The organism is Grimontia sp. NTOU-MAR1 (assembly GCF_035758505.1).
GTDB lineage: Bacteria > Pseudomonadota > Gammaproteobacteria > Enterobacterales > Vibrionaceae > Enterovibrio > Enterovibrio marinus.
In genome coordinates this window covers 73,884-100,545 of record NZ_CP142108.1, presented here as the reverse complement: position 1 = coordinate 100,545, position 26,662 = coordinate 73,884, and the positions used below count along the sequence as shown (strand labels likewise).

General features: G+C 46.6%; 29 protein-coding genes. 17 read left to right on the top strand and 12 right to left on the bottom strand.

Annotated elements, in window-relative coordinates; genetic code table 11:
• Nucleotides 1-119 precede the first annotated feature (119 nt).
• The 11 genes from VP504_RS00560 to VP504_RS00510 all read left to right on the top strand — a co-directional run bounded on the left by VP504_RS00560 (nucleotide 120) and on the right by VP504_RS00510 (nucleotide 7,034).
• Nucleotides 120-422: a DUF2004 domain-containing protein gene (locus VP504_RS00560; protein WP_325892441.1), complete on the top strand. Its 303-nt coding sequence runs from the start codon at nucleotides 120-122 to the stop codon at nucleotides 420-422.
• Nucleotides 423-554: 132 nt separating this feature from the next.
• Nucleotides 555-1,004, top strand: a complete 450-nt coding sequence (locus VP504_RS00555) for a hypothetical protein (RefSeq protein WP_325892440.1) — start codon at nucleotides 555-557, stop codon at nucleotides 1,002-1,004.
• Nucleotides 1,005-1,180: 176 nt separating this feature from the next.
• Nucleotides 1,181-1,513 (top strand): hypothetical protein, encoded by a 333-nt coding sequence (locus VP504_RS00550; protein ID WP_325892438.1) that lies wholly within the window; start codon nucleotides 1,181-1,183, stop codon nucleotides 1,511-1,513.
• Nucleotides 1,514-1,822: 309 nt separating this feature from the next.
• Nucleotides 1,823-2,191, top strand: a complete 369-nt coding sequence (locus tag VP504_RS00545) for a hypothetical protein (RefSeq protein ID WP_325892437.1) — start codon at nucleotides 1,823-1,825, stop codon at nucleotides 2,189-2,191.
• Between the two features lie 599 nt (nucleotides 2,192-2,790).
• Nucleotides 2,791-3,114, top strand: a complete 324-nt coding sequence (locus VP504_RS00540) for a hypothetical protein (RefSeq protein WP_325892435.1) — start codon at nucleotides 2,791-2,793, stop codon at nucleotides 3,112-3,114.
• A 108-nt stretch (nucleotides 3,115-3,222) separates the two neighbouring features.
• Nucleotides 3,223-3,492 carry a hypothetical protein gene (locus VP504_RS00535; protein WP_325892434.1) on the top strand — a complete coding sequence of 90 codons (270 nt, stop codon included), beginning with the start codon at nucleotides 3,223-3,225 and terminating at the stop codon, nucleotides 3,490-3,492.
• Between the two features lie 158 nt (nucleotides 3,493-3,650).
• Nucleotides 3,651-3,998, top strand: a complete 348-nt coding sequence (locus tag VP504_RS00530; RefSeq protein WP_325892432.1) for a hypothetical protein — start codon at nucleotides 3,651-3,653, stop codon at nucleotides 3,996-3,998.
• 149 nt (nucleotides 3,999-4,147) lie between these two features.
• Nucleotides 4,148-4,600 (top strand): GNAT family N-acetyltransferase, encoded by a 453-nt coding sequence (locus VP504_RS00525; RefSeq protein ID WP_325892431.1) that lies wholly within the window; start codon nucleotides 4,148-4,150, stop codon nucleotides 4,598-4,600.
• A gap of 355 nt (nucleotides 4,601-4,955) precedes the next feature.
• Complete coding sequence (locus VP504_RS00520; RefSeq protein WP_325892430.1) at nucleotides 4,956-5,390, top strand: hypothetical protein; 435 nt, start codon at nucleotides 4,956-4,958, stop codon at nucleotides 5,388-5,390.
• A 636-nt stretch (nucleotides 5,391-6,026) separates the two neighbouring features.
• Nucleotides 6,027-6,560, top strand: coding sequence for a hypothetical protein (locus VP504_RS00515; RefSeq protein WP_325892429.1), 534 nt, complete (start codon nucleotides 6,027-6,029; stop codon nucleotides 6,558-6,560).
• A gap of 126 nt (nucleotides 6,561-6,686) precedes the next feature.
• On the top strand, nucleotides 6,687-7,034 hold the full coding sequence (locus VP504_RS00510) for a hypothetical protein (RefSeq protein WP_325892428.1): 348 nt from the start codon (nucleotides 6,687-6,689) through the stop codon (nucleotides 7,032-7,034).
• Nucleotides 7,035-7,183: 149 nt separating this feature from the next.
• On the opposite strand, the gene VP504_RS00505 is transcribed toward VP504_RS00510, so the two are convergent.
• Genes VP504_RS00505 through VP504_RS00495 form a run of 3 tightly spaced genes read right to left on the bottom strand, consistent with a single transcriptional unit; the run spans nucleotide 7,184 to nucleotide 8,015 of the window.
• A complete protein-coding gene (locus tag VP504_RS00505; protein WP_325892427.1) occupies nucleotides 7,184-7,405 on the bottom strand; it encodes a hypothetical protein in 222 nt (73 codons plus the stop codon).
• Nucleotides 7,402-7,734, bottom strand: a complete 333-nt coding sequence (locus VP504_RS00500) for a nuclease domain-containing protein (RefSeq protein ID WP_325892425.1) — start codon at nucleotides 7,732-7,734, stop codon at nucleotides 7,402-7,404. Before VP504_RS00500 ends, VP504_RS00505 begins: the two co-directional genes overlap by 4 nt.
• Complete coding sequence (locus VP504_RS00495) at nucleotides 7,731-8,015, bottom strand: DUF1367 family protein (protein WP_325892424.1); 285 nt, start codon at nucleotides 8,013-8,015, stop codon at nucleotides 7,731-7,733. Before VP504_RS00495 ends, VP504_RS00500 begins: the two co-directional genes overlap by 4 nt.
• Nucleotides 8,016-8,297: 282 nt before the next feature.
• Between VP504_RS00495 and VP504_RS00490 the strand changes: the two genes are divergently transcribed.
• Nucleotides 8,298-10,580 carry a YgiQ family radical SAM protein gene (locus VP504_RS00490; RefSeq protein WP_325892423.1) on the top strand — a complete coding sequence of 761 codons (2,283 nt, stop codon included), beginning with the start codon at nucleotides 8,298-8,300 and terminating at the stop codon, nucleotides 10,578-10,580.
• Nucleotides 10,581-10,641: 61 nt separating this feature from the next.
• Here the strand turns inward: VP504_RS00490 and VP504_RS00485 are convergent, their stop codons facing one another.
• Nucleotides 10,642-10,797, bottom strand: a complete 156-nt coding sequence (locus VP504_RS00485) for a hypothetical protein (RefSeq protein WP_325892422.1) — start codon at nucleotides 10,795-10,797, stop codon at nucleotides 10,642-10,644.
• A gap of 354 nt (nucleotides 10,798-11,151) precedes the next feature.
• Here VP504_RS00485 and aqpZ point away from each other — a divergent pair, with 354 nt between their 5' ends.
• A complete protein-coding gene (gene aqpZ / locus VP504_RS00480; protein WP_062714438.1) occupies nucleotides 11,152-11,844 on the top strand; it encodes an aquaporin Z in 693 nt (230 codons plus the stop codon).
• Nucleotides 11,845-12,042: 198 nt separating this feature from the next.
• Here the strand turns inward: aqpZ and VP504_RS00475 are convergent, their stop codons facing one another.
• The 3 genes from VP504_RS00475 to VP504_RS00465 all read right to left on the bottom strand — a co-directional run bounded on the left by VP504_RS00475 (nucleotide 12,043) and on the right by VP504_RS00465 (nucleotide 17,321).
• Nucleotides 12,043-12,477, bottom strand: coding sequence for a VOC family protein (locus VP504_RS00475; protein ID WP_062714440.1), 435 nt, complete (start codon nucleotides 12,475-12,477; stop codon nucleotides 12,043-12,045).
• A gap of 201 nt (nucleotides 12,478-12,678) precedes the next feature.
• On the bottom strand, nucleotides 12,679-15,732 hold the full coding sequence (ydiJ, locus tag VP504_RS00470; protein WP_325892421.1) for a D-2-hydroxyglutarate dehydrogenase YdiJ: 3,054 nt from the start codon (nucleotides 15,730-15,732) through the stop codon (nucleotides 12,679-12,681).
• Between the two features lie 158 nt (nucleotides 15,733-15,890).
• Nucleotides 15,891-17,321 (bottom strand): phosphatase PAP2 family protein, encoded by a 1,431-nt coding sequence (locus VP504_RS00465; protein ID WP_325892420.1) that lies wholly within the window; start codon nucleotides 17,319-17,321, stop codon nucleotides 15,891-15,893.
• Between the two features lie 91 nt (nucleotides 17,322-17,412).
• On the opposite strand from VP504_RS00465, the gene VP504_RS00460 reads away from it, so the two are divergent.
• Nucleotides 17,413-19,032, top strand: a complete 1,620-nt coding sequence (locus tag VP504_RS00460) for a VRR-NUC domain-containing protein (RefSeq protein WP_325892419.1) — start codon at nucleotides 17,413-17,415, stop codon at nucleotides 19,030-19,032.
• Between the two features lie 81 nt (nucleotides 19,033-19,113).
• Nucleotides 19,114-19,524, top strand: a complete 411-nt coding sequence (locus VP504_RS00455; protein ID WP_062714447.1) for a BLUF domain-containing protein — start codon at nucleotides 19,114-19,116, stop codon at nucleotides 19,522-19,524.
• 63 nt (nucleotides 19,525-19,587) lie between these two features.
• On the opposite strand, the gene VP504_RS00450 is transcribed toward VP504_RS00455, so the two are convergent.
• From VP504_RS00450 to VP504_RS00435, 4 genes are all read right to left on the bottom strand, one after another.
• Entirely contained in the window at nucleotides 19,588-20,322 is a 735-nt protein-coding gene (locus VP504_RS00450) for an MBL fold metallo-hydrolase (RefSeq protein WP_062714449.1), read from the bottom strand.
• 32 nt (nucleotides 20,323-20,354) lie between these two features.
• Nucleotides 20,355-20,792 carry a chemotaxis protein gene (locus VP504_RS00445; protein ID WP_325892418.1) on the bottom strand — a complete coding sequence of 146 codons (438 nt, stop codon included), beginning with the start codon at nucleotides 20,790-20,792 and terminating at the stop codon, nucleotides 20,355-20,357.
• Nucleotides 20,793-20,972 (bottom strand): hypothetical protein, encoded by a 180-nt coding sequence (locus VP504_RS00440; protein WP_325892417.1) that lies wholly within the window; start codon nucleotides 20,970-20,972, stop codon nucleotides 20,793-20,795. It lies immediately after the preceding gene.
• A gap of 143 nt (nucleotides 20,973-21,115) precedes the next feature.
• Complete coding sequence (locus VP504_RS00435; protein ID WP_325892416.1) at nucleotides 21,116-21,862, bottom strand: flagellar brake protein; 747 nt, start codon at nucleotides 21,860-21,862, stop codon at nucleotides 21,116-21,118.
• A 663-nt stretch (nucleotides 21,863-22,525) separates the two neighbouring features.
• Here VP504_RS00435 and VP504_RS00430 point away from each other — a divergent pair.
• Both VP504_RS00430 and VP504_RS00425 read left to right on the top strand, forming a co-directional pair.
• Nucleotides 22,526-23,020, top strand: a complete 495-nt coding sequence (locus VP504_RS00430) for a hypothetical protein (RefSeq protein WP_325892415.1) — start codon at nucleotides 22,526-22,528, stop codon at nucleotides 23,018-23,020.
• A gap of 75 nt (nucleotides 23,021-23,095) precedes the next feature.
• Nucleotides 23,096-24,547, top strand: a complete 1,452-nt coding sequence (locus tag VP504_RS00425; RefSeq protein ID WP_325892414.1) for an HD-GYP domain-containing protein — start codon at nucleotides 23,096-23,098, stop codon at nucleotides 24,545-24,547.
• Here VP504_RS00425 and helD read toward each other — a convergent pair.
• Nucleotides 24,544-26,628: a DNA helicase IV gene (helD, locus tag VP504_RS00420; RefSeq protein ID WP_325892413.1), complete on the bottom strand. Its 2,085-nt coding sequence runs from the start codon at nucleotides 26,626-26,628 to the stop codon at nucleotides 24,544-24,546. The two genes, VP504_RS00425 and helD, sit on opposite strands and share 4 nt — an antisense overlap.
• Between the last annotated feature and the right edge of the window lie 34 nt (nucleotides 26,629-26,662).

Genomic DNA, 26,662 nt, shown 5'->3' with positions numbered 1-26,662 from the left:
TAGGGTTAATCCTGCGAATTGCTCACACACTCAAGCATATGTCATGAAGCATTCATTGGGCCCTATGGGGCTGTACCCGCAAAACACGCTCGCCGTTTATGGCAGGAGTTAGGTGAACCATGAAATACGAAGCATCGGCATTACAAGCAATCAAAGACTCTTCCGGTACTGAAATAGGAGAAGATGGTGTTGATTTGTTTGTATCTCACCATTTGGAAGAGTTGCCGACAAGTTATTGGGTAGAGCTACTGGGAACCGAATCGCCATCGAGTGAGCAAGTAATTGGCCTACTTGTACTGCGCAGTAAATGGGAAGGTGAAGAAGTATATGACTTTACTCTCCCTGGAGAAGTTACTGATTATGTTGTCAGCGTAACATTCAACGAAGAAGGCAAAGTTGAGAGTATTGAGATGGAAAGCTAGTTGTTTACCGAAAAAAGCCATGAACGAGACACTTTGTCAATGCGGCAACATTGCAAAGCATCGTGAATACAAAGGGTTAAGCAGGTTCGGGCTATTTGGCAAGCGCCTGTTATTGCGACGTTAGAGGTCAGTATGGATATAAACGATGCATTGAATATGATTAGGAGACTTGAGAATCTCCCTGAAATATATGACCAAATAGAACGTGCTGTATGTGGTGTCGTACATAGCTATTTTCAGGATATGCTTGAGGTTGAAAGGCTTGAAGCAGAGATAATGTCATCATCTGACTATAATCGCGATGAACTAGAGCCTCACCTTGAGAAGAAGGCTGAAATACACAAAAAATACTGGTCCAACTCATCGCCGTTCTATCAGCCATGCTCATCCAGTAGTAGTCCAGAACATATATGGGAATGCCTTAGTGATATTGAAATATTACAAAATGGGGACGATGATTGCTCGCTTTATATTTTTAAAGCTAACTTAAAAGACCCTGATCACGGTTTGGTAAGTAAAAAAGCATTCATTCTTAAGTTGAAAGAAGGCCATCTTTATATTGGGCATGAGTTATTCGGCTAAAACTCTAACAAAGGCAATAAATGTGGACGCTTTGTCACTGTAGCAGCGTTTCAAAGTGTTGTGAATACAAAGGATTAAGCAGTTTTGGGTAGTTTGGTAAGCGCCCGCTATTGCAACGTTATTATGTAGTGGGCAACTGAACAGGGTTAACTGTTAAAACAGAAGGGCTTTAGGTTATGAAGTTGAAATCGTACAAATTACTTGGTGCATTGCTGGCTTGTTCTATGTCATTCCCAGCATATGCCGCTATGACTTCTGATTGGGTGAATGTGACCCAGATAAGACCAATAGTAGATGGTAATGTTTATTTTGATGTTGATAGGGTTGCTATATGTAACTCAAATGCATTTTTAATTAAAGTAAAGGACGATGGTTCAAAAGCTGTCTACTCGACATTGTTGTCTGCGGCCCTTGCTGGAAAATCAGTCAAGTTAGAAACGTGGGGAAGTTGCGCTGTAGGTGGTGGTTGGGGAACAGAAATCCAAGCAATCTATCTGAAAATTCAATAAAGGGTAGGTGTGTTTTGTTCATATAACACATATGAGCCCTTCTCCGGTCAATAACCCATAGCATCCCGGCTGCCCCGCGCAGCCAATCCTCTCACGCTGCAACTACCCATCAAGCTGCATGGCTATGAGGTGCTAATTTTCATTTTTGTCTCATTTAAGGAAAGCAAATCTAATCTAGCACCTGTTGGTATTCAAAGGTCGTACTGTTAAATTTATAAACAGAGTTTAGATATTGAGCACGAGGATGGCAGATATGCCAGTCGCGTCGTTGAGCAAGTTTTGCTCTACATAATTAACATGGATGAAAGTATGAAGTTTAAACTGCTCCTAGCGCTTACTATGATCTCTTTCAATTCATTGGCCGCTATCTCGGCGACAAACTCGTTGAATGATGAATCGGGTCAGCTTATCAATCGAGTAGTCGTAGCCGAAGGAGGTTGGGCTACTGTAAAGTTTACAGTGCCTTTAGTTCCATCTAATGGTTCAACCGCCAGTTGCGTGGCTTCATGGAACAAGGATTCGCTATCTTTTTCAACCAAGACGCCAGATGGCGGTGCAATACTCTCTCTTTTGCTGGCGGCCCAAGTCTCGGGTAAAAAGGTGTATGCGCAAGGCACAGGTAATTGTAATGTTACAAGTAATGCGGAAAGCTGGAATTTTGGCTGGATAGTTAATTAGATTGAGGCAAGCCTTTATGCACTCTAGCCAGAATTGCCTCGCTTAGCCGCTACTTTATTAGGGTGAATAGGAAGTAAAATGATTAAAAGTTGTCTAATAGCGTTCTCAATGATGCCTTGCCTTCTCTATGGGAGCGTCTGCAACATGGAGTAATGGTAGCTGGAAGGTTGGCAATATTTCGATTGAAGGTAGCGAGGCTTCCCCCACCGCCTACGCTCGAATTATTGGGACAGCATGGCCAGATAACAGATGTGCTGATAAACACTATGTTTCAATCGACACAAGCAATGAAAGAGGGAGGCAAATACTTTCTACACTATTGACTGCTGCTACAACCCAGAAGTCTATAAATGTCTTTTTTTCGAGCGAACCCTGTGATGGACAACGCTATCGAATAAATCATGTTAATGTCTTCTTCGAATAGCTAATCCCAGATCAAGTAATATTGGTTCAACTTCGATGCCTACAAAGTCATCAACGGGACGTCTTCTCAATGCTTCAGCTTTTCGACGTGTCATGAATACAAAGGATTCAAGCAGTTTTGGGCGGCTTTGTATGCATCCGCTATTCAAACGTTTTATTTTCAAGGATGATTCATAGTGAAAACTTTAAAACTAATTTCTACTTTCTTTCTTATGCTAGTGTCCTCTCAAGCACTTGCAGAGTGGGTTCCCGCACAAAAGGTAGATCGCATGCAAGTGCTCCCTATAGGAAATATCAATTTCTGGTCTTCGTCTACTAACTCTGATTGTGGCTCCCGTACAAATCCCTTCAAAGTTGAAATCAATCAGTATGGGGTAAACGCAGACGGTCTGAAAATGTTTTCCAGTGTAATTCTATCCTCTATCGTAGCAGACAAAGCTCTTATTATTTCGAAGCGTGATGATAATTGTCGTGTTGACTCAGTGACTTTACAAAAGTGAGGTAACTATTCAGGCCAAATTGGTCGATTTAATGTAATTTTTTTCTTTGCAAATTGTGCAGTGCGTTGTCTGCGGTTTAAGTTGATGTCATGTTACTGAGGAGAGATTGTGGGCTTAGCCCAAACATTCAAAGTTGAATATCAAAGCACAGAAGAAATTCAATCATTTATTAATAATTTCAATAAAACAGCAAGGCTTCATTATGAAAAAGATCTTTGGACGGTTTCAGAGTTTGAAGGCTGTAAAATGATGTTTGAAATCAGAATTGTTAGTAGAGGGTTGTATTGCCATCGCTCTGGGAATTATTTTAGTTTTCTTGGCTATTTTCTAGAGCAGCTCTCTGGTGTTTTCGGTGCAGTAACAATTGAAGATGTGTAGTGATAAGTAACATACAAAGGCAATCAACGCGGACGCTTTGTCAACGCGGCAGCTTTCAAAGTGTTGTGAATACAAAGAATTAAAGCGGTTTTTGGCGGTTTGGTAAGCGCCCGTTATTGCAACGCTATAGCCCAAATTAGGTTTAGGAGTACTACTTGATGAATAAATTCATTGCCTTACTGTTATTTGTTTTTTCAGTAAGTGCATATGCTAATGCGCCAATTGAAGTTGGAAATATTTCACTTCTTCAGATTCATAACAATCCAACCTCTACATCGAATTCTGCTCAGAGGTTTATCGTAAAACTAAACGGTTCTGTTTCGACTTCATCTTGCGGGTCATCAGATTTTTGGACTGGAGCCTTGGATAATGATGCAGGCAGAGCTCAGTACTCAGCTATTTTAGCCGCAGCTACGTCAAATAAACCTATCAAACTTCAAGGTACTGCACCAAATAGCTGCCTATCCGGCAATATTCTGATTAGAAACGTATATGTAGTTTGGTAGCCAGCTATAACAAAAGCTCCAAACCGAAATCTAAGGCGTGGCATTTTTGGCATGCAGTGATTTTGGTGTGGAAGTGCAATTCGGAAACTTAGTTATGGCATGCTTCACACCTGGATTGGGAGTTAAACGGCAAAAGATATTACGAAAAAATGACTATCATCGAAATCCGTCCGGCTTGTGGAACTGACCTTACCGATATTCAGTCCTGCGCGTGGAAGGCTTATGGAAAATATGTTCAACGTATGGATAGAGATCCTGCGCCGATGCATGCAGATTTCGAAAGCCTGATTGCAAGAGGCTGTGTAGATGTCGCTATCGGCGACTCGCTCTTGGTTGGGTACGTTGTTTTCTATCCGGAACGCAGTCATATATGCCTAGAGAACATTGCGGTTTTACCTGAGTACAATAGGCTCGGTTTTGGTAGATGCTTAATCGAGCACGTTGAGCGCATTGCTAAAGACACTGGGTACGAAACAGTAGTGCTATATACAAATGAAGCCATGACTGAAAATTTATCCATGTATCCAAAGATGGGGTACATCGAAGTAGAACGTCGACGCGAAGCAGGTTTTAACCGTGTATATTTCAGAAAACAGGTATGAATTTTTGCGTGTTATGTGAATTGTCGTATGACACATATGAGTTCTTCACTCCTTTTTCCCTGTCAACGCATTGTCTTTAGGCTCTCAACCTACCTACCCGGCCCTTCCAGTTCATCCAACCTCGCCTCATGACCAAGTATCGAGCAGCCAACACTTATTCTTATTTGTGTGTTGAATAAGCCTGTCTCTGAAGCGTTTATTCCCCGCGCAGCCAATCCCCCTCTCTTTCGGGAATGTCGTATGACACGGCTAATTTGTAGAAATTGGCACTATTGATACAGACATTGTATGCAAAGTTGTTGGACAGTGACCGGAGAGTCCTTTTGGTCTGGCTTTTAAAGTAACGTGAATACAAATGATTAATGCAGTTTTGGGGGTGGCTTGGTATGCGCGCATTATTGATTGCAACGCTATGTCCCAGAAGTTTATTTATATGTATAGGAAAATTATCAAAAAGTTTATATGTTTTTTTAGCTTGGTCTTTTCTATGAGCTTATTTGCAGGTGATGTTGCATTTGGGACGCTGAAAGGAATTAAGCTTTATGACTTTTCCAACAATAAGTCCATTAGGATCTACTTCAATGCCGATGCCACAAAGGTGAATGAAAATTGCATTCATGGCGGCACCGCCGTAGCGATAATAAGCAAGGTTAACCATGATGAGCCAACAGTTAATAGGATGCTAAGCATGTTGTTATCCGCCCAGATGTCTGGAAAGAAAGTTAGAATCCACTCAGAGGGAGCTGGTTGTGAGGTGGATTTTGTTGCAGTCCAAGAGACTTATTTTTAATCAGGCATAACAAACGGCTCCAAACGACAACCAACTGCCGTGTCATTTGTGCCAATGGCGCGAGCGCGAAATATGGCTCCAATCCCGCTATGGTTGTTTACGCCTGAGCCGAGAGCTATGCCACAAGGAAAAACTATAGGAAAATAATAATGAAGAAACTATTAATATTTACACTGGGAATTTTGTTATCTGGTGCCGTTTTAGCAAGTGAAGTCAAAAATACCAAAATCCTAGAAGTGAGGTCGGGGCCTTGGTATGGAAAATTGTTACGTTTAAGGTAGCGTCCACTCCTAGCTCTCAGCCTACGTGCTCCAACATGGGGGATAGAGGTCATTATGTCTTTGACACGTCTAATCCAGGGGGTGCTCAGTGGCTATCAATGGTTCTGTCAGCTCACGCGAGTGGTAAAACTGTACAGGTTTGGGGAACTACTGGGAAGTGCTTAGATGTACACAGCACTACACTAGCCGGAGAAGAGTTAGAAACCATTGCTATCAAGTGACATAACCAAGCGTTCAATCAGACAACCAACGCTTGACAACTTGGCTCACAACTTGGCATTAGTGTTTATGTCACAATGGTTTAAGTTTGCAGTAGCTTTGTAAAGTATCATGAATACAAGGAATTAAAGCAGTTTTGGGTGATTTGATAAGCGCCCGTTATGCTTACGTTAGTCATCCAGTTGATTCCAAGACTATGAATATAAAATTAGAGTTAGAGAAAGTAAGTAAAAATCCGGCTAAACAGAAAATAGTAAAGCACTATTTGCTGGACTGCTGCGCAAAACTCGTGAGATTTAGATCTAGCGGTCGTTTACCAAAGAATTTACAAATTGCTAAAAAATTTTTGAGTGGTTTCGCCAATCAGAAAGAAATTCACCAAGCCGAATGGGAATTAGAAGGCGAAGCCTTTGGTGTCGAGTATTTCTCGCAAGAAGGCAAACAATTCTATTTTAGAGCAAGGAAGGATATTAGTGCCGACCTAGTTAAGGTGAGAATTTCTAAAGGACTTTCCAATAACGCTTCTAGAAAGTATTTGGAGGATATGGCTTACTTTATAGATCGTGTATTCAGTCATATTGAGTGCTCATCCAATTGGCTATTTAGAGAAGAGTGCGAGAAGTTTATGTGCCCCAAGTTGTATAAAAAGTACTTTGGTGTGGCTGCATAACAAGCGAATTAACGAGGGATGTTTACTCGTGGCACATTTTTTCATAGAAATGCTGTGATTCAGGCGTTTCAATCAGTTTGGGCTAATAAGCGCCCGTTATGCTAACGTTCTGTGTAAGGAGAGTAAGTGCTACTAATATTCGGCGGGGCAGTATTGGTTTTACTTTTTGTTGCTTTGGTTGCAACTCTTTTGGTAAAGCGACTAACGGATAAAGCAAGGGTCGCGATATGCACAACAATCTATACCTTGCTATTTACGCCATCTTTCGCCCCTGCAACAATAGTGGTTGTGCCAATGCCTTTTGGGGTTATGCTAGGCGCTGGCGTTTTTGGTGGTGCTCCAAATGAAATAGCAGAATTGTTGTACTTATTTTGGTGGTGGCATTTACCTGCTTTCATTATTACAGGGCTTATCTCATACAAGATAGCAATTAAAATAGTGGGGTATTCTAATGTCCACCATAGAAATACATAACAAATTTCGGCAGCCGACCGCCTGCACTCCACTCGCTTTGTGCTGTACGCTAGCACAAAGTGGCTCCATTACGGTGCCAGCGAAGCAAAGCGTTAAACATCAAGAGGGACTATAGATCATGGCAGATTGGAATCACTATCAGGCCAAAATCAATGACAACATTGTGCTTCCAGTCGTTCTTGCAGCCGCTCAAAGGCCGGGATGTCGTTTAACCACTTCCACATGATGGCGTCACTCCCCATTGGATAGTCGTGCTGTAATTTCCCCAAAACACCCAAGATGACATCGGGCGTAAGCGCTGACCTTCCCCGCTGTATGGAAAGCGTCTTCTCACCGTGCAGGCGGATAAAAAGCTCCAATCCCATACTCATACTCGCTGCCCCTTTATCTCGATAAGCCCGGCTCTCACTCTCCTTGCGATCGTGGCGTGTACCGCCCTTAACATGTATTCCTCTCGCTCTCCCGGCTCAAAGTCGTAGCTCACCCGTCCATCCATGACGTCATGACAGTTCATGCAGGCATCCGCACCCCAAAAGTCGTCTGACTTATAGACCATGCCATGTGTCGCACTTGGAAAATGCGCAAACACCACGGTTTCAGGGTTAAAACAGCACACCCCGGAAATCTGCAATGTACATTCCTGTCCCCTTGCGGCATCAGTAAGGGCTTTACTTCTGATGGCTGTTTTTTTCATAGTCATGATGCAAACCCCAGTAGGTTGTTCACTGCCCTTTCAGCGTCCGCTTCGCTCTCGAAGTACTTATGCAGGATCTGATTCCAAATCACGTTGAAGGAGGCTCGGTAGAGTTCAGAGAATTCGTTGTCGTCCATCTTGGCGAACGAGATAGATTTGGCTTCTTTTTTCACCGCGCCATTCGGGAAGACGACGATACGAAAGAAACCCGCCTCCATCGCCACCCACTTTCGGTAAGCCTCAAAGCTCTTTTCGACCGTCAGTGAAGCGTTGTGGACACTTGCCATCCCAGAGAGCTTTTGGGGATAGGATTGGGCGGGATTGAAGAGCGCTTAGCGGTACAGATGCTCTAATAGAAGTCCAGTAACTCTTCTATCAGTAAGTTGGCTGGCTTCTGCACAATGATATGGTAGGTTGTATACCCAAATAACCTGAATCCTGCATCTTCAGGTTATTTGGGTATATAGCCTTGCTCACTACTAACCCCCTTAGTTTCTGAGGTTTATTCGATCTAGCTCTCACCTGCTCAAGCCGCTATAATTCACGCCTCGCGAGAAAGAGGTTAAAAAATGCGCAATTCTGTAACTCCGATATTCGATTACCCCAAATACTGGGCTGAGTGTTTTGGTCCTGCTCCTTTTCTGCCGACCAGCAGAGAAGAAATGGACATGCTCGGCTGGGATAGCTGTGACATTATCATTGTCACCGGCGACGCCTATGTCGATCATCCTAGCTTTGGTATGGCGGTTATCGGTCGTACGCTTGAGGCGCAGGGCTTCCGTGTAGGTATTATCTCGCAGCCAGAATGGCAGGATAAGAAAGCCTTCATGGCACTTGGTCAGCCTAACCTCTTCTTTGGTGTAACAGCCGGTAACATGGACTCTATGATTAACCGCTACACCGCAGACCGTAAGCCACGCCATGACGATGCTTACACGGCAGGTAATGCAGGCGGCAAACGTCCAGACCGTGCCGTACTGGTTTACTCGCAACGCTGTAAAGAAGCATACAAAGACACCCCTATCGTACTGGGTGGCATCGAAGCCAGCCTGCGTCGTCTCGCACACTACGATTACTGGTCAGATAAAGTCCGCCGCTCAGTGCTGTGTGACGCCAAAGCTGACATTCTTCTGTTCGGTAACGCAGAGCGTGCGCTGGTTGATGTGGCGCACCGCCTTTCTCGTGGCGAGAATATTGCCGATATGACCCGAATTCCGGGCACCGCAGTGATGCTGAAAAAAGTGCCGGAAGAAATGAAGGAAATTGACAGTTCGCGTATCGATAAGCCAGGCAAAGCCATGGTTATGCCGAACCCATACGTAACGGAAACGGCTTGTGCAACCGACAAGAGCGAAGTGAAAGAAGAAGTGCCGAAGCCTGTGATGGTGCGCCCTTCCCGCCACGATGCGGAAAATAGCTTCGTTCGTCTGCCTTCATACGAAAAACTGTTAAACGACCGTATTCTGTATGCGCACGCAAGCCGCGTGATGCACTTGGAAACCAACCCTTATTCCGCACGTGCGTTAGTGCAAAAGCATGGCGAGCGTGAACTTTGGGTTAACACACCGCCAATTCCTCTCACAACAGAAGAAATGGATTACGTTTTTGGTCTCCCGTATGCGCGTGTTCCTCACCCTAGCTATGGCGATGCGAAAATCCCTGCGTATGAAATGATTAAAACCTCAGTCAACATCATGCGTGGTTGTTTTGGTGGTTGTTCTTTCTGTTCGATCACCGAACATGAAGGCCGAATCATCCAGAACCGCTCAAAGGATTCCATCCTCAACGAGATTAAAGACATCAAAGAAAAAGTACCGGGCTTTACGGGTGTGATTTCTGATTTGGGTGGCCCAACCGCGAACATGTACCGCCTTGGTTGTTCTGACCCTCGCGCAGAGAAGAACTGTCGTCGTCCTTCCTGTGTGTTCCCGAAAATCTGTGAAAAGCTCGATACTGACCACAAACACACGATCGACCTCTACCGTGAAGCGCGCGAGCTTGAAGGCGTGAAGAAAGTAGTTATCGCATCCGGTGTTCGTTATGACCTGGCGATTGAATCTCCGGAGTACGTGAAAGAGTTGGTGACTCACCACGTTGGTGGTTATCTGAAAATCGCGCCTGAACACACAGAAAAGGGCACGCTGGACTTGATGATGAAGCCGGGCATGGGTGCCTATGACCGCTTTAAAGAGCTGTTCGAGAAATACTCGAAAGAAGCTGGCAAGAAGCAGTACCTGATCCCTTACTTCATTGCGGCGCACCCTGGGTGTACTGACGAAGATATGATGAATCTGGCGCTGTGGCTGAAAGAGAATGATTTCCGTTGCGACCAGGTACAGAACTTCTACCCATCACCAATGTGTAATGCGACGGCTATGTACCATGCGGAAGCCAACCCGCTGAAACGTGTGAAGTACAAGAAACGTGAAGACTTGTTTGTCGCGAAAGGTGAGCGTCAGCGTCGTCTGCACAAAGCCTTCCTGCGTTATCACGATCCCGCTAACTGGCCTTTGCTACGTGAAGCTTTAATCAGCATGGGTAAGCGTCATTTGATTGGTGACCGCCCAGGTTGTCTGGTACCTCGAGAAGGCACCGAAGCGGAAATGACGCCCGCACAACGCCGTGGTTCAAGTCGTCATGGCGCAAAACGCTTTGCGACCAAGCACCCGAACCAGCCAGATATTCGCAAGCCTAACCAGCGCAGCGGCAAACCTGCAGGTAAGAAGCCGACCAATGGCAAAGCATCGCCTCAAGGTGGCAAGCCGAAAGCACACTCAAATGCTGGCGGTAAACCAGCACAAGGCAGCAAAAAACGTCCAGCTGGAACCAGAAGCCGTCAGGCAGTGAGATAACCACTCTCCGTAAAACAAAAAAGCGAACCGCAAGGTTCGCTTTTTGTTGCCTGATTCTCAGTCAGTGCATCAGTTCTGAAATCACCAACAACACAACAGCCACGGCAGCGATGGCGACTGCGCCAATCATAAACTTCTTCTGAGACTTTTCATCGAGAAACTTAGCGACCAATACGCCGATGATGATAAGGCCTATGATAAATCCAATTTTAACCATTCTGACACCTCTGGATGAGATAGCTCAGCTCGCCGCTACCGTGAAATGGTTGTTTAGGAAAATAACCATCCTTTTGATTTTTAAGGCTAACACATATCAGTGCCTAGCGTAACAACTGCCCTACTGTAAACTCCACCACGCTTGGCAGTCCCGAATTGTGACACTCGCACCAACACACTGGTCTTAGGTACGTTTGGCGGCGCGTTGGGGTATCAAAAATAACATCGTGAAAGAAGCATAGGGTGCTACTTTTATGGCGTAAAGATACCCATATCTAAGTCACTCAGATGGTAAAGCAGTCATGAGTCTGGTTTTCTCACGTGCCGTCCTAACTAAAACTAGGGAGAACGTGAAATGTTAAAGAAACTGACCGCAGAATTTATTGGCACCTTTTGGCTGGTACTTGGAGGCTGCGGTAGCGCAGTATTTGCTGCAGCTTTTCCAGAACTTGGCATCGGCTTTCTGGGTGTCGCCCTCGCCTTCGGTTTAACTGTCGTAACCATGGCTTATGCCATTGGCCATATTTCCGGTTGTCATCTCAATCCAGCGGTTTCATTTGGCCTATGGGCGGGTGGACGCTTTCCTACCGCTGAGCTGATTCCTTACATGTTGGTTCAGGTCGCAGGGGGTATTGTTGGCGCGTATGTCATTTATATTATTGCCAGCGGCGCACCAGGTTTTGATTTAGCGGGTGGCTTGGCGTCAAATGGATATGGCGACCACTCACCGGGCGGGTATGACATGCTCTCAGGCTTTATCACCGAGGTGTTGATGACCTTTATGTTCCTGATTGTCATCATGGGCGCAACCCACAAACTGGCAAGTCCAGGTATGGCAGGCTTGGCGATAGGTCTTGCTCTCACTCTGATCCACCTTATCAGTATTCCAATCACCAACACATCCGTGAACCCTGCACGGAGCACGGGCCCTGCGCTGCTTGTTGGTGACTGGGCGATGGCACAACTCTGGATGTTCTGGGTGGCCCCGTTGATTGGTGCTTTCATCGCCGGTGTGGTTTACCGCTGGCTGAGTCCGAACGAAGATTAAATACTCCATGAAAAATCCCCGAAAATTCGGGGCTTTTTTTTATACCCAAATAACCTGAAGATGCAGGATTCAGCGAGTTTGACTGGCGTTGTGATCGCGGCGTTCCTTTGTAGGTGTAGTCACCTCCATCAAAAAGGAACAACAAAGAGCACGACGTCAGTCAACTCGCCCGAAGGGAGGCCCTCAATGCGAGCATCTTCAGGTTGTTTGGGTATAAATATCTACGTGTTCGGCGGGACAACTCAGCATCCACCTTATCCCGTACTTGTCCGTCACCATACCAAAGCGCACTTTCCAGAAGGTGTAATCCAGAGGCATCACTATCTGCCCCATTTCAGAAAGCGCCATAAAGACTTCATTCTGTCTTTTCTCATCTTCAAATCTAACGTGAAATGCCACATCTCCCGAGCCTTGCGCCAATGAGTCATCCAATCCATCGGAGGCAAAGAACTGAACTTCCGGTGAGGCAAACTCTGCATGCATCACTCTGGAAAGTAAGTGCTCGGGAAACTCTACCGGCGAATCATTGAAAGTCGAGAGCGTTCTAATCTCCCCGCTCAACGCGTGACTGTAAAAGCCCAATGCATCTCTACAAACGCCATGGAACGTCACATGTGGCTGAAGTGTGCTCATGTCTGACTCCTTTCCATTGGTATGAAATCTCTACCAACCAGACTATCAGGTGCCCATATGCATCCCGCCTAATAATTAAGACGTTTTATGATTTAGCTTTTCGTTATACCCAAACAACCTGAAGATGCAGGATTCAGATTATTTGGGTACAGATAACAAAAGGGAGCCATTGTGGCTCCCTTCTCTCTGATATTGCGGTACTTAAACAAGCTTTACCAACACCTGCACCGGATGCTTCAGTTTTTTGCTTTCAAAGCGTTTCACCTGGCTACGACATGAATAGCCTGTCGCCATACAGCGCGACGGTGGCAAAGATTCCAAGCGTGGTTTCCAACTCAAACCGAAAATGCCTTTCGAGTTTTCCAGCTTGTCGGACTCATGGCCGTAGGTACCGGCCATGCCGCAACAACCCACAGCCATAGCCTCCAACTTGCCACCAAAGTGATGGAAGATTTTGCCCCACTCTGCTTCCGCATTCGGCATTTTGGTTTTCTCAGTGCAGTGCGCAAACAGATACCAAGCGTCTTTATCTGGGTTCTCTTTCTGCGGCACATCAGCAATCACGTTGAGTAGCCACTCATGCGCCGTCTGCACCTGAAAGTCACCACGGCTATCACCCAGAACCTCGTTGTATTCATCGCGGTAGCAAAGCACCAGTGCTGGGTCGACACCCACCATTGGCACGTCCAACGTTGCCAACTGATTCAGGAAGTCAGCGGTATTGCGGGCTGTTTTGGCAAACTTCTTCAGGAAGCCTTTAATGTGTTGCGCTTTACCGTTTGGCTTAAACGGAACCAGCATTGGCTTCTTACCCAACTTCTCTGCCAGCGTCACCAAGTCCTTCACCACATCCGCTTCATAGAAACTGGTAAACGGATCCTGAATAATCAACACATAGCGGGAACGTTCTTCTGCGCTTAAGGCTTTTAACCATTCCAAGTCAAACTTGGTGGCATGGTGGCCGTCCAGTGATTCCATCAAAGTAGGCACTGACAACGCAGGTGTATCCACGTAACCGATGGTTTTCTCAGTAACCGACTGCGCCCATTTCGGCTGAGTGACGGCATTAACAATCACCGGCGCTTTTGCCATCCAAGGCAACATGCCTTCGATGTTTGCCACCAGATAATCCTTCATCGGACGCTGGTACCGGCTGTAGTAGAGATTGATAAAGCGCGAACGGAAGCTCGGCACGTCCACTTTGATCGGACACTGGGTTGCACAGGCTTTACACGCCAGACAACCATTCATGGCTTCCATCACTTCGTGGGAGAAATCGTAATCGTCTTTGTTGGAAAGCCAGGTATTCTTGAATCGCGCAAAAATCTGGCGCACTGATGGCGTTTTCTCCATCAGCTCTTTTTCCATGGTGACAGGGTCAACACCCTGTTCCGCGAGCAAACGCAGCCACTCACGCACAATACCCGCTCGGCCTTTTGGCGAGTGACGACGGTCATAGCTGATCTTCATCGACGGGCACATCGGCGAGCTGGTGTCATAGTTGAAGCAAAGGCCGTTGCCGTTACATTCCATCGCCTGCTTAAAGCTGTCGCGCACCGTCACCGGAATTTGGCGATCTAAAGTACCGCGCTTTTCTCCATCAACTTTCACCAGCGAATCGCTGCTGTCGATTGGCGTACAGATTTTGCCAGGGTTCATGCGGTTATGAGGGTCAAATGCTGCTTTTACTTTTCGCAGTTCGTCGAACAGTTCCTCGCCGAAGAATTCAGGGCCGTATTCAGAACGGAAGCCTTTACCGTGCTCGCCCCACATCAAGCCGCCATATTTCGCCACCAGCGCCACAACCTGATCGGAAATCGTCTTCATCAGACGTTCTTGCTCGGGGTCGCAAAGGTCAAGCGCGGGACGAACATGCAATACGCCAGCATCAACGTGACCAAACATGCCGTAGTTCAGCTTGTGGCTGTCCAGCAAGGCACGGAACTCAACAATAAAGTCAGCCAGGTTTTCCGGTGGTACACAGGTGTCTTCTGCAAAGGCAACGGGTTTAGCTGCGCCTTTCGCGGCCCCTAGCAGGCCAACCGCCTTTTTGCGCATGTTGTAGATTTTGTTGATTGAGCTCAGATCGTTACAGACCTGATAACCAATCACGCCTTTGTCACCCGCTTCAACCAATACATTTAGGCGCTCACAGAGAGAGGCGATTTGCGCGTCGATTTCATCTGCATCATTACCTGCAAACTCAACGATATTGATGCCCTGCATGTCTTTACCGGGCACATCCGTCAGTAAATCTTTTACTGTGTTCCAGACAATGTCTTCGCGCGCCAGATTCAATACTCGGGAGTCCACGGTTTCCACTGATAACGCATTCGCCTCCACCATCACTGGCGCACTGCGAAGCGCAGAGTCAAAGCTGTCGTATTTCACATTAACCAAAGTGCGCGCTTTTGGAATTGGCGTGATATTCAGCTTGGCTTCAGTGATAAATGCGAGCGAGCCTTCCGCGCCGCAAAGCACACGCGCCATGTCAAAGGTTTCAGTCTCTGGCTGATAGGCGTTTTTCAGGTCATAGCCTGTCAGGAAACGGTTGAGCGGTGGGAATTTTGCGTCAATCTCTGCTCGTTTGGTCTGGCAGATTTCCGCCACGCGGCGCAATGCGTTACCTGCATAATTATCACGGCTGTTGCCAATCACATCCGCTAAAGACTGAGGTTCGGTATCTAGTACTGAACCATCGGCAAGCACTGCCTTCAGCGCCAGAACATGGTCTGAGGTCTTGCCATAGCGCAATGAGCCCTGACCCGACGCATCGGTATTGACCATACCACCAACCGTCGCTCGGTTACTGGTTGAAAGATCAGGCGAGAAAAAGAAGCCATGTGGGCGCAGCGCATCATTCAATGCATCTTTGACCACACCCGCCTGTACGCGCACCCAACCCTCTTCCGGGTTAATCTCGAGGATATTGCGCATGTGGCGCGACATATCGACAACGATATGCTGGGTCAGTGACTGGCCATTGGTGCCAGTGCCGCCGCCACGGGCCGAAAATTTAATTCCAGCAAATTCAGTGTCTTTACAGACCTCGCCCAACAACGTTAGGTCTTGCGTTGAAGTAGGAAGAACCACCGCCTGGGGAAGAAGCTGGTAAACCGAGTTATCGGTCGCAACAGCAAGGCGGCTGGCATAAAAGGTTTCCGTCTCACCTTGGAAACCCTTCTCTTTTAAAGCATCAAGAAAACGCCCGACGATGGGATCGAGCGTATGCTGGTGTGTAAGTGCTGGTAACATCTTGCTCCCTGAAGCCATTTGTACGATCTATTTCCATACGATCGTTGGCAATCTTATAAACTAACGACTGCTATAACTTTACCTCAGGTGTGACCTGCTTCAAAGCGGTAATCCTATTAGAAATCCCTTTAAAAACACGCCGCGCAAACGTTTACGTGTCACCGAACAAATTGATAAATAATACGTGGCGTCACCAACAGCAACCAGACAGATATCGCCCAAGCTAATGCACAGTTTACAGCGACAATCACAGTATTCACCGCATAGCGGGATGATATAGCGTTATCTACAAACACGATCACGATGACACCAACAAGTGCAATCATAAAGAACGTTAACTTGGACGGGCGTCGAACGGCCGAAACATAGAGCGGAAAAACCTTCAGCCACAAAAGCGCGCAGTAAATCCCTAAAGAAAATGCAGAAAGGTACACGATGTGCGGTTTGTGAATACCTATTCCAATGGTTGCGGCTACTACAAAGCTCATCAGCCAGAAACGTGCCGACGTTAGCGCACGATTTCGATTGGCAAAACGCCAATCCCTGAGCCGTTTAAATCCCACTGAGAAGCCAAATCCTATCAATAAGCCCAAAACAATATCAGAGGGATAGTGTTCCCCCTGAAGCAAAACCTTTCCGCTAATCACCGACACACAAAATGCCGCAAACAAAGCAAGGCGTTTTCTCCCTTTAGGAAAACTCTCTTTATCCCAATTCAACAACAGCCAGCTAAAAAAGAACGTTGTCAGAGACACCATCGCGCTTGGCAACGTGTAACCGAGCGTGTCCTGCTCTCCAAATACAGGGTCGATAAAATAAGGTCTAGGCAATTCCACCACAGTTGTCAGAATCAACACAAAAGTGGATATGGACAACAACCCCGCCCCATAAATCAGCGTCGCTCTGTGCCCATGGTATGCACGAATGTAGATGAGTGAGACGAGGAACAAAAACGGTGTGAACAGGCTGCCCAATGCGATGGTACCAGTAACGAAAACCTCAACTGACGTACTCTTGGCTTTCCATTCGTACAGGGATTGCAGCAATGACAGCTGCGCCTGATAGAAAGGCGTCAGCACGGCAGTATCACCCGCTGACAACACGAACGCACTCGGTGTTACTTCCGGAACCCAGAGTTTGAACATCCACTTATGCTCAGGAAAACGGTAGTTATCACGCACCGTCTCGTTGTCCGGCATCATAAGAACACGCATGACTTCTTTGCCGAAATGGGGCGCAGACCAAGCCATCAGGACCTTACGCCCCTGAGAGTCGATAAAATAGGGCGTTGGCGAAACCAGCTCGCAAGCAAAGATGGCAGAATTGTATGTTCGCGCGATTTGTTTACCAACATTCACATGTAAGCCAGTTTCTTCATAAGTCTCACGCTTTGCGGCTTCTTCCCCGGTTTCCTCACCAATGCTTGAGCCGCCAGGAATCGAGTATCGCCCGCTGATCGCTTCAACAATCATCAGAATATTTTTATCACTGTCGACGATCAAACAGTCTCCGGCCTCAATGGGTAAGGTACTATTGATCGCGTTTTCTTTGCTGGTTGTGGTTCCAGGAAATGCAAATAGAAGTAACAAGAGAAAAAGCACCCCTGAAATGAGTCGTGTTATGCTCACTAACTGATTGTCCCTATAAATATCGTCTTAGTTTTAAACCCACAAGGATGCCATGAGCCAGTCACACAACCTCCCTATTCTGCCTCCTCACTACTATCTGGATAACTTTTTATCCATCGTCGATTTAGTATCGACTAGATACAGCGACTTGCTGACAGAAACGGAAACAAATTGGTTACATGCATTTTCAGGTTTACCCCAAAATGCACAATTACTGTTGGTCCGGATGCTGACGCGAAAAGGGAATTGGTTTCGCAGTGACAAGCTTCACTATCCTGAAATTCCGAACATTGAAAGCGCTATCACCACTTTATCTGATGAAGGGTTAATCACTGACACAACGCCGCCATTTGACGTAGTAGCAAGCTTGATGACGAAAGGAGAACTGCTTTCTCTTTACGCACATATGCCATTAACAGCTTCCCTGCGGAAACCGGAAATTATTGCCGCTATCGTTAAAAACAGTGAAGAAGATCTCCCACCTTTGCCAACCCGTTTTCTTTGTCTACAACACGATGTCTTGCCTGTATTTTTACTGCTTTACTTCGGCAATTCGCGCCAGGATATTAGCCAGTTCGTTCTCAACGATTTGGGTATTTACCGCTTTGAAAAAGTTGAACTTCGCCCTGAGGACAGACTCTTTCACTCACGAACTCAAATCACTGACTGGCTCTTCTTGTCATCACTTGCTGATTTGTATTGGGATTATAAAGAAACCAAAGAACTCGCTTCTGCATTAAAAGTGAGTCAAATGCTGTCTGAGAAGCCCGATTGGCCTCCACTGACACGTAAGTGGGAACGGTTAGCCAACAAACTCGCTAGAGATTTTGAAAGACAGAAGGATGAACGCTCCGCAGAAGCTTTGTTTATGCAGTCTTCTCTTCCCCCTGCCAGAGAAAGGTTAGCCCGTATTGCCATCAAGCAAGAACGCTTAGAAGAGGCAGCTGTCTTAGTCACAGCCATGCTGGAATCCCCGATCAATGAAGATGAAGCCGATGTCGCCGCACGTATTGCCAGACAATTAGCGAAGAAAATACCCTACCCCGCGCCTAAAAAAACAGGAGAGTCATTTACTTCTCAACACATCACCCTTGAGATCGCTGAGCGTGTGGAGCTCGAATCCGCACGCTATTACGCTCAACAAGGCTGGAACGTATGGTACTGCGAAAACAATTTACTCAATGCTTTGTTTGGCCTTCTGCTTTGGGACATCATCTTTGAACCCGTTCCCGGCGCTTTTCTCAACCCCTTCCAGCGAGCGCCACGCGACATGTATTCCCCGGAGTTCACAACGGTACGACAAGTCAATATTGACCGACGCTGTGAGGCTTTTGAACGCGGTGAATACGATCTTATGGCAATTTACGACACCAAGCTGGGCATCTCCAATGACTGGGTAAATTGGGGCTGGGCCAAACGCGAGTTAGTTGAAGCAGCTATATCAACGCTATCCCCTAATCAAATCGTGGCTTGTGTCAAACGCATCTTGTTCGATCCGAAATCCAACCGCTCCGGCCACCCTGATCTGTTTATGGTGAAAAACGGCAATTGCCAGTTTGTTGAAGTAAAAGGACCGGGCGACAAGCTTCAACATCATCAAGTGCGCTGGTTGAACTTTTTAGCGGCCGAAGGGCTTTGCAGTCTCACTCTCTATGTGACCGCTGAAAACTGAATCCTCATTTTTAAGGCAAAAATCCTAAGTTAATACATACTTATGGAAAGAATATGTTATCGATAGAGATAGGAGCTCGAAATGAGCGATAACTTACAGCAGATTGTTTACATCAGCAGCGCAGAACACCCTTTTACTGATGAAGAATTCGCTGAAATGCTCGCCGCTATTCGTGAGAACAACGAAAAGATTGGCGTCACTGGGATGTTGCTGTACAAGGATGGCGACTTCATTCAGGTTATCGAAGGGGAAGAACACGTTCTCACTCCTCTATATACAACTATCTGTCAGGACAATCGTCATTACTCTGTGGTTGAAATGATGCGCAAACCCATCGTCGAACGTCAATTCAAGAATTGGAGCATGGGCTTCCATCACATCAACAATGATGACCCAAGACTCGAAGGGTTCAAGCGTTTCTTTGATGACGACACTGAGCACAAAATTGATCCAGGAGAAGCGCTAAGCCTTCTTCTGATATTTCGCGACTAACTGACGCCTTTCACCCCAACTAAAAAAGGGTGCCTGGGCACCCTTCAGAGATTAGTTTTTTTGCTATTTCACAGCCACGCCCACATCCAGACGTTCAAACCAATCCAGAAACTTCCCAACATTATCGCCAGTGAATACACGGCCATGTTGTGGGCACATCATATCAATTTCTAGCGCCCGAACACGGCGTATCCAGTCATTTTTTGCCGCGTTAGATGGCATCCAACGCTGGTGAAAGCCTTTCATCTTTGAAATATGCTCTTCGAAATCTTCCACTTCCATAGGTGCTTCATCTGCCTCCAATGCCGCACCAACATCACCGCTCATCAAGATTTTGGCCACGGGGTCATAGACATGAAAATTGCCTGAAGAATGCAGGTAATGCGCAGGGAAAAAGCGAATTTCGACGCCATTCAGCACCAAGCAGCCACCTTCATCCGCTATAGGAACATACTCGATATGTTCCATACCGAAGTGGCGAACAAAGCCCTCCCAAAGCCAGGGCGCATGGAGTTTGGCTCCGGATAGGGCCGCATCCCAAAGCCCAAGCGAAGAGATAATGTCTGGATCCTGATGAGAAGCAAAAATGTGCCCAATCTGACTAATAGGCACCTTTTTAACCACCGCCGCCAGCATCGCAGAGAAAATCTCGATACCACCGGGATCCATCAAAAGCGCATTATTGTTGGTGCGAATCATATACTGATTGGTATCGATGATTTTCTCCGGCTTTGAGGGATCTCGGCCAAACATAAACCACTGGTGGGTGTCCCCAGAATAGATTTCCTTGGTGAGCATTCGATCTGTCTCCGAAGCATTAGGGATTTGTATTAGTATTCTTCTGCCAGTTCACGACACAACGACTGAGACAGCATGACGTGTGTCTGAATTCGCTCCGCAGCGGTTGAAACGTTGTCAGCAACAACGTTGAGCCCTTCTTCAAATTTCTTACCAGACTGCGAAGCCTCTACGCGAGACATAGCCGACAGCACTGAAGCAGTTTTGATTTCCCGCGCCAGATTTTCCAGCAATTCCGACAATGACGTGACTTCACGGTAAAACTGGCGATTCAACTGGACATGTTCCGACTTCATTTTGTCTAGCGGTGCTTGGATGCTATCGACAAATTCGGCGTTTTTGCTGATTGTCGCGGCTTTGCTGAAGCTTTCAATTGTCCGCTCATTACGGACTGAAATCGTCGCCAGCCTACTGATAGTGACAGCTTTGAGATTGATGATGTCAGAGGTTTTCACTGTTGTATCGGCCAATTAGTCGATGAAATCGGTGATGGCTCGAAACCCTGCCGCTCCTTGGCCGGCACGCAGCGCCAACGCTCTCGCGTTGCTGGCAGTTAATGAAATATCATTGGCGATTTCCCGGGCTTTATACAACTCCGCCGCGACAACCGCCGCTGTCACAAAGTGACTATCAGCGTTTAAGTCTGTCATGGAAGTATCTGATTGAATAAAATATAGTTTCAGTTGAGACAAGTATTTCAGTCAGCTCAGAAATGAGACAGAGTTTCTTTACAATTTGTAGGGTTAACCGCAATAACGCATAAAAAAACACCGCCTAAACGATGCTTTTCTGATTATGCACCTAACGTGGGATCTTTCTGCGGGCTCTTAAACACATACTTGGTACCATCATAAAACAGTTTCGACTGCAATCGTTGACAGTTCGCCTTACCAGGTCCGTCAAAAACCAAACCGTAGTTTTGTTTACCCCGCTTTTTACGCGAATTCTTCACTACACCACTTAGGGCGTAATTTTCACCGCTGATGTTGTTTACCACCTCTAGCACAATTCTTTGATCCACATCGAATTCAGGAGAAATCGCATCGAAGCTGAATCCACAACCCGCGGAAGAAACGTCAGTCAGAATGACCCGTAGTTTTCGGTTTGGAAGTTGAATATCACCGGGCAGACTTAGTTCATAGCGAACCTCATTACGCAGCATAACCACCTTTGCTTGCTGAGGAACAGAAAATACCAACAGTTTAATCGGCTTGTAAACCACATGCTCAATTCGGGTTCTAAAACGAACTAACGCCCCTCCGCCTTTCTCCGATACACCTTCAATATCGACATTGAACCCTTCTATGAAAAACTCGTCATACTCTTTTTTCGTAAGATGCGGCATGGTGAAGAAAATATGTTGCTGCTCGTTAAAGCCAATAAAGTTGGATTTAAAAGTAAGACGCTGCCCTAAAGGAGTCAGAACCTCTAATGAAGCTTCCGTACCGTGCTGGATAAAATCCATAGCGTGGAGCCCCATAATCACTCTTTCTTTTTGTCTGGCCGGCGGTTTTTTTTCTTGAATCGAATTTGTGTTCATCTAACATCCTCGCCGGAAATGCTACTCTGATTAAATACCAAATACATAGGAAATAGGGTGGATGTGCACCTGTACAAATTGCTTGAACGGAAAGAGACCTATTACACCTCATTGAAGGAACTTTCAGTTAGCCTAGGTATCACTCACTTATCTTGCTATCGGCCTAGCAGATAAAAACTGTTGGACATTTTTACAGCAGTGCCACAACAAACACTGACTAAACGGCGTATTATTAATATATAGGCAAAAGCACGCATTATTTCAAAGCGATAGTGATATTTTTCCATTTGACACTTCTATTTCTTCATCCTGTTTTTTCAATAGTTTTTCTTTTTTAGTCGAACGAAACCACATCAGAAATACAACTTCCTATTCTCTTTTGTGACTATACAAATCCCACGGATATAGAACGACTATTCCTCGTGGAATTTGCCTCGAATTGAACGCATTGATGACCTCTGAATGCGCGCATCTTCAGGTCGTTTGGGTATAAAGTGCCAATTAATTTCTAAAGGTTTTCATTATCCCGCCGTTGTTCGCATTAAGGGGCGGCGCACCTGAATATACCCAAACAACCTGAAGGTGCATGATTTAGGTTGTTTGGGTATATACAAATCTAGGCGCATGAGTGAGAGAAAACAAGCGACAGTTAAGAGGTTGTCTATGGCTATTCGCTTAACCAAAATAGTATGCATTCTGGCAGGGTTTATGTTGCTACCAATGGCGTTGGCAAATACATCAGATGGTGAAAGTAAGGTGTTTTCTAACACCGAGCAGATGAAAAAAGCGCTGTCAGCAATGGGGTTTGATCAACCTTGGAACATGACAGAAGGCGGTGAAAAGCAAGCGCTGAGCAATGGCGAACTGTGGGTTCGTGATGGTCATTATTTTGCCGTAATGACGGTGCATGATGATAACGAACAAACCATGCAAGTCTCTCTTATCAACAACCTTTCTATTTGCGCCCAACTGGGCATTGCAGCCACAGGTGACTCTTCAAAATCTGTTTTCAGTGCATTCACTCACCTCACCGGAAAAGCGCTGAACAATCCAGAAACCACTGCTTTCAATGAACGAACTCCCTTCCATTATCACGTACTGATCACCGAAATGATTACGGAAAGCACCCTGATGAAATGTGGTGTTAAAAATCAGTGAAATAAGTTCGTCTCCTTACGGGTCTCACATTTAAGACTAGAATTTTAGGATACCCCTTTGAAGGCAAAAGGACTTATGGCCGATACAACCCACTATCAGTCGCCAATCCGAGCGACACTCCACTACATAGCCGCCGTATTTATATTCACTTTGTATGGCGCCCGGGTTTGCCCTCTCATCGATTCATTGCCAACTGCTGTCCTCTTCATCCAAACCGCGACCGTTTTTATCTTTCTTTACTTTGCCCGTCTGATTACCCGCGCTGTGAAACATGATGAAGCCAGTCTAACGACAAATGTCAGTCTGTTTAGTATCGTTGGCGTTGGATTTGCGGGATGGTATTCCCTGCTTTACGACTTTCCCCTAGACAGCAACCTCAAGGTTGTTTTCGGTATTACCCTCCTTGGTATTGTGATCAATCTGGACCTGGCCATTTCCAATGCCCGCCACCTTTCTAAAAACAACATCAACAAGCATAAAATGCCGGAAAACATCAAACCTCTCGCAGGGCAAATCGGTTTAGGTGCCATGTTTCTTACCGTAATGATGACCGTACTTTTGGGACTTGTGGTGACCAAAGACTTATTGTGGTTGGCTGAGCACACTCAGTACCAGGTAGATATTGCTGATATAGACAGCATCATTAAAGAGTTCGTTTATGTAGCAGGAGTCGTGCTAGCCTATATCGCACTGATATCAGTCAATGGGGCAGCACTGGTCAGCGAACAGTTGACCCGGCAGACCAATGCAATGACAGCGGCAGCTTCCGGTAGTTTCGACGAGAGAGTTTCATTGAGCCAAATCGGCGAGTTAGGTGTTATTGCCTACTACACCAACAAAATGTTCGGCGATCTAAAAAACAGCTACGACGAAATAAACCGCACACGGGACGCCACCATTGTTGGGCTTTCCACTCTTGCTGAAGTGCGGGATAACGAGACCGGCGCGCATATTCTGCGTACCCAGCATTATGTGAAAGCCTTGGCTGATGTGCTCAAACGCCAGCCCAAATATTCCAGCTATCTGACGGAAGAAAATATAGACCTGCTATACAAATCAGCGCCGCTACATGATGTCGGTAAAGTCGGTATTCCAGATGCCATTTTACTCAAGCCCGGCAAACTGACGGATGAAGAATTCACCATCATGAAAACCCACGCCCAACTCGGCGCAGATGCCCTCAGCATTACCGAGAAAAGCGGCGATGGCATTGCCTTTCTGCGCTTTGCACGTGAGATTGCTGCGACTCACCATGAAAAATGGGATGGCTCTGGCTATCCACGCGGATTGTCAGGTGAAGAAATACCACTTTCAGGAAGGCTAATGGCACTGGCTGATGTATACGACGCGCTGATCTCAAAGCGCGTGTATAAACCTGCTTTTAGCCATGAAAAAGCCAAACAGATTATTCTTGAGGGACGATGCACCCACTTCGACCCTGCTGTGGTGGACGCATTTCTGGCCTGCGAGCATGCCTTTGTCGATATTGCCCAGAAGTACAAAGACGAAGATGTGAAGGCGGCTTAAACCGCCTGAAGTACTTTCTTCGATAACTTAGACGTGACAGGATAACTTCCTTGCCACAGCTCTTTCGCGAAAATAGAGGGTTTTTCTGGGTCAGAGAATACCCAGCATTCATGCCTTGCACGGGTCAGTGCTACATAGAACAAGCGTCTTTCCTCGGAATGTTCCATTTCATCTTGCGCTGACAACAATGAAGACTCTAACCCTTCCCCGGACGATTTCGCAGGAAAGGTACCGTCATCCATCGCCAGAACAAAGCTGTAATCTGCTTCAAGACCTTTACTGCCGTGTGCAGTGACATACTTGATAGAGAAGTTAGGGTAATCCTCCTCCCACTGGCTGAGAGTTTCCGGACTGTTAGCGTTATTGCGGCCAATTAACAGCAAGCTGGTTGGCTTGTCGCCTGCAGATTTCGCCAGCTTGGCAAGCACCGCACCTGCGCTGTCAGACGGCACCAGATGCACCGCTTTTTTCTTTTGCTCCCGGGCGCTTTCCAGCGGTTTGCTGAGTTGCTGTGGGTCAACCTGAATAAAGGTATTGGCGACAGCACCAATCTGGGAATTAAAGCGGTAAGTGGTATCAAGATAACGAATCACACCGGAAGAGAAGCGGCTCAGAAAACCTGTGGTTAAGCTGACATCGGAGCCCGCGAAACGGTAAATCGCCTGCCAGTCATCCCCTACAGCGAACAGTGAAGGCGCGCGATTTCGTTTACCACCGCAAAGTGCTTCCAACAAAGCAAGACGCGCTGGGGAAATGTCCTGATATTCGTCGACCATAATGTGATCGTATCGCGCGCCAAAGGCTTCGCTTTTCTTGGAAAGCAGCTTAGTGGCTTCTTTGATCAGGCTGTTAAAGTCATAAGCCTTCTGTTCTTTCAGCGCCGCGAGGTAGCCTTTCAGCACTGGCTGAACCAATGCCAGTTCACTTTCAGCTTTTTCATCACCTTTAATCGATGCCTTGATCGCAGTTGCCGATTGGCTTTGTTGCGCCAGCAAATCCACCAGTCGCCACAGCCACCTTTGCAGCTTTGCCTCGTGAGCTTGTTCCACCAGCGGACGCTCTGCCGATAAACCCGGAATTGACCACTGCGCCAAATGCTTGAGCCAGCGCTTTTCAACCGCAGGCTGTGCGAAGTTTTCCGCCAGCCACAAGGTCATCCAGCTATGTTTGGATTCTTCATCTGTCGCCATCGGCGCGATATTGGCATCCTGCCCTGAAATCTCTTTGATTGCCTTGAGCGCAAAGGCATGGAAGGTCGAGGTTTCCACACCCTTTAAACCCGCTTTCGCTAAACGTTCCGCCATTTCCTCACTGGCTTTCTTACCAAACGCCAACATCAGAATCCGCGAAGGTTCCGTCTGCTGGCTGGCTACCAAATATTGCGCCCGTGCCATCAGCACACTGGTTTTACCGGAGCCTGCACCCGCCAACAGCAAGTTGTGGTTATCGTCCATCAACACCGCCTGACGCTGTGAATCATTCAGCGGTGACGATTCCACCCCATCAAACCAGGTTGACCAACGCGCTAACTCTTCATCACGCCATGCAGTATTTCGGGCGTTGCGTTGTGCTTCACCGTTTTGCAGCCAGCCATAGAGTGATTGATAAAGCGCTGGATTGGCTGTCGCCATCACTTGCGGTAACACACCGCAACGCTCAAACACTTCCTGCGCTTTCACTTGCCACGCTTTCAAATCTTCAAACCGCAGAAACCCCGAGAAGTCACGTAACTCATCACGCAGCGCAACCAATTCCGGCTCCACCAGCATGAACCTGTTTTGCTGCTTACCCAGCCACGCTTGATAGTGTTCAGAGAGTGCCTCAGCAAACTCATACACCTGATTCCAGGGCAAACCATAAACCGTGATTTTCTGTGCGGGCTGATCAGCAGGAGAAACAATAAAGGTCAAACGCCCCCAAACCAAACCGCGAGACACACGGCACTGTCCATCCCAAATTGAGAATGGGACGGTTTGCGTCATTTGTTTGGATTCAAAAACAAGTTGGGTTTCGTCCAGCGCGATACTGTAGTGATCGCCCTGTACAAACCACTGAGCCAGATGAGAGGCGGTGATTTTCATTCATCAACTCTATAGTCATGTGTATTTATACAGG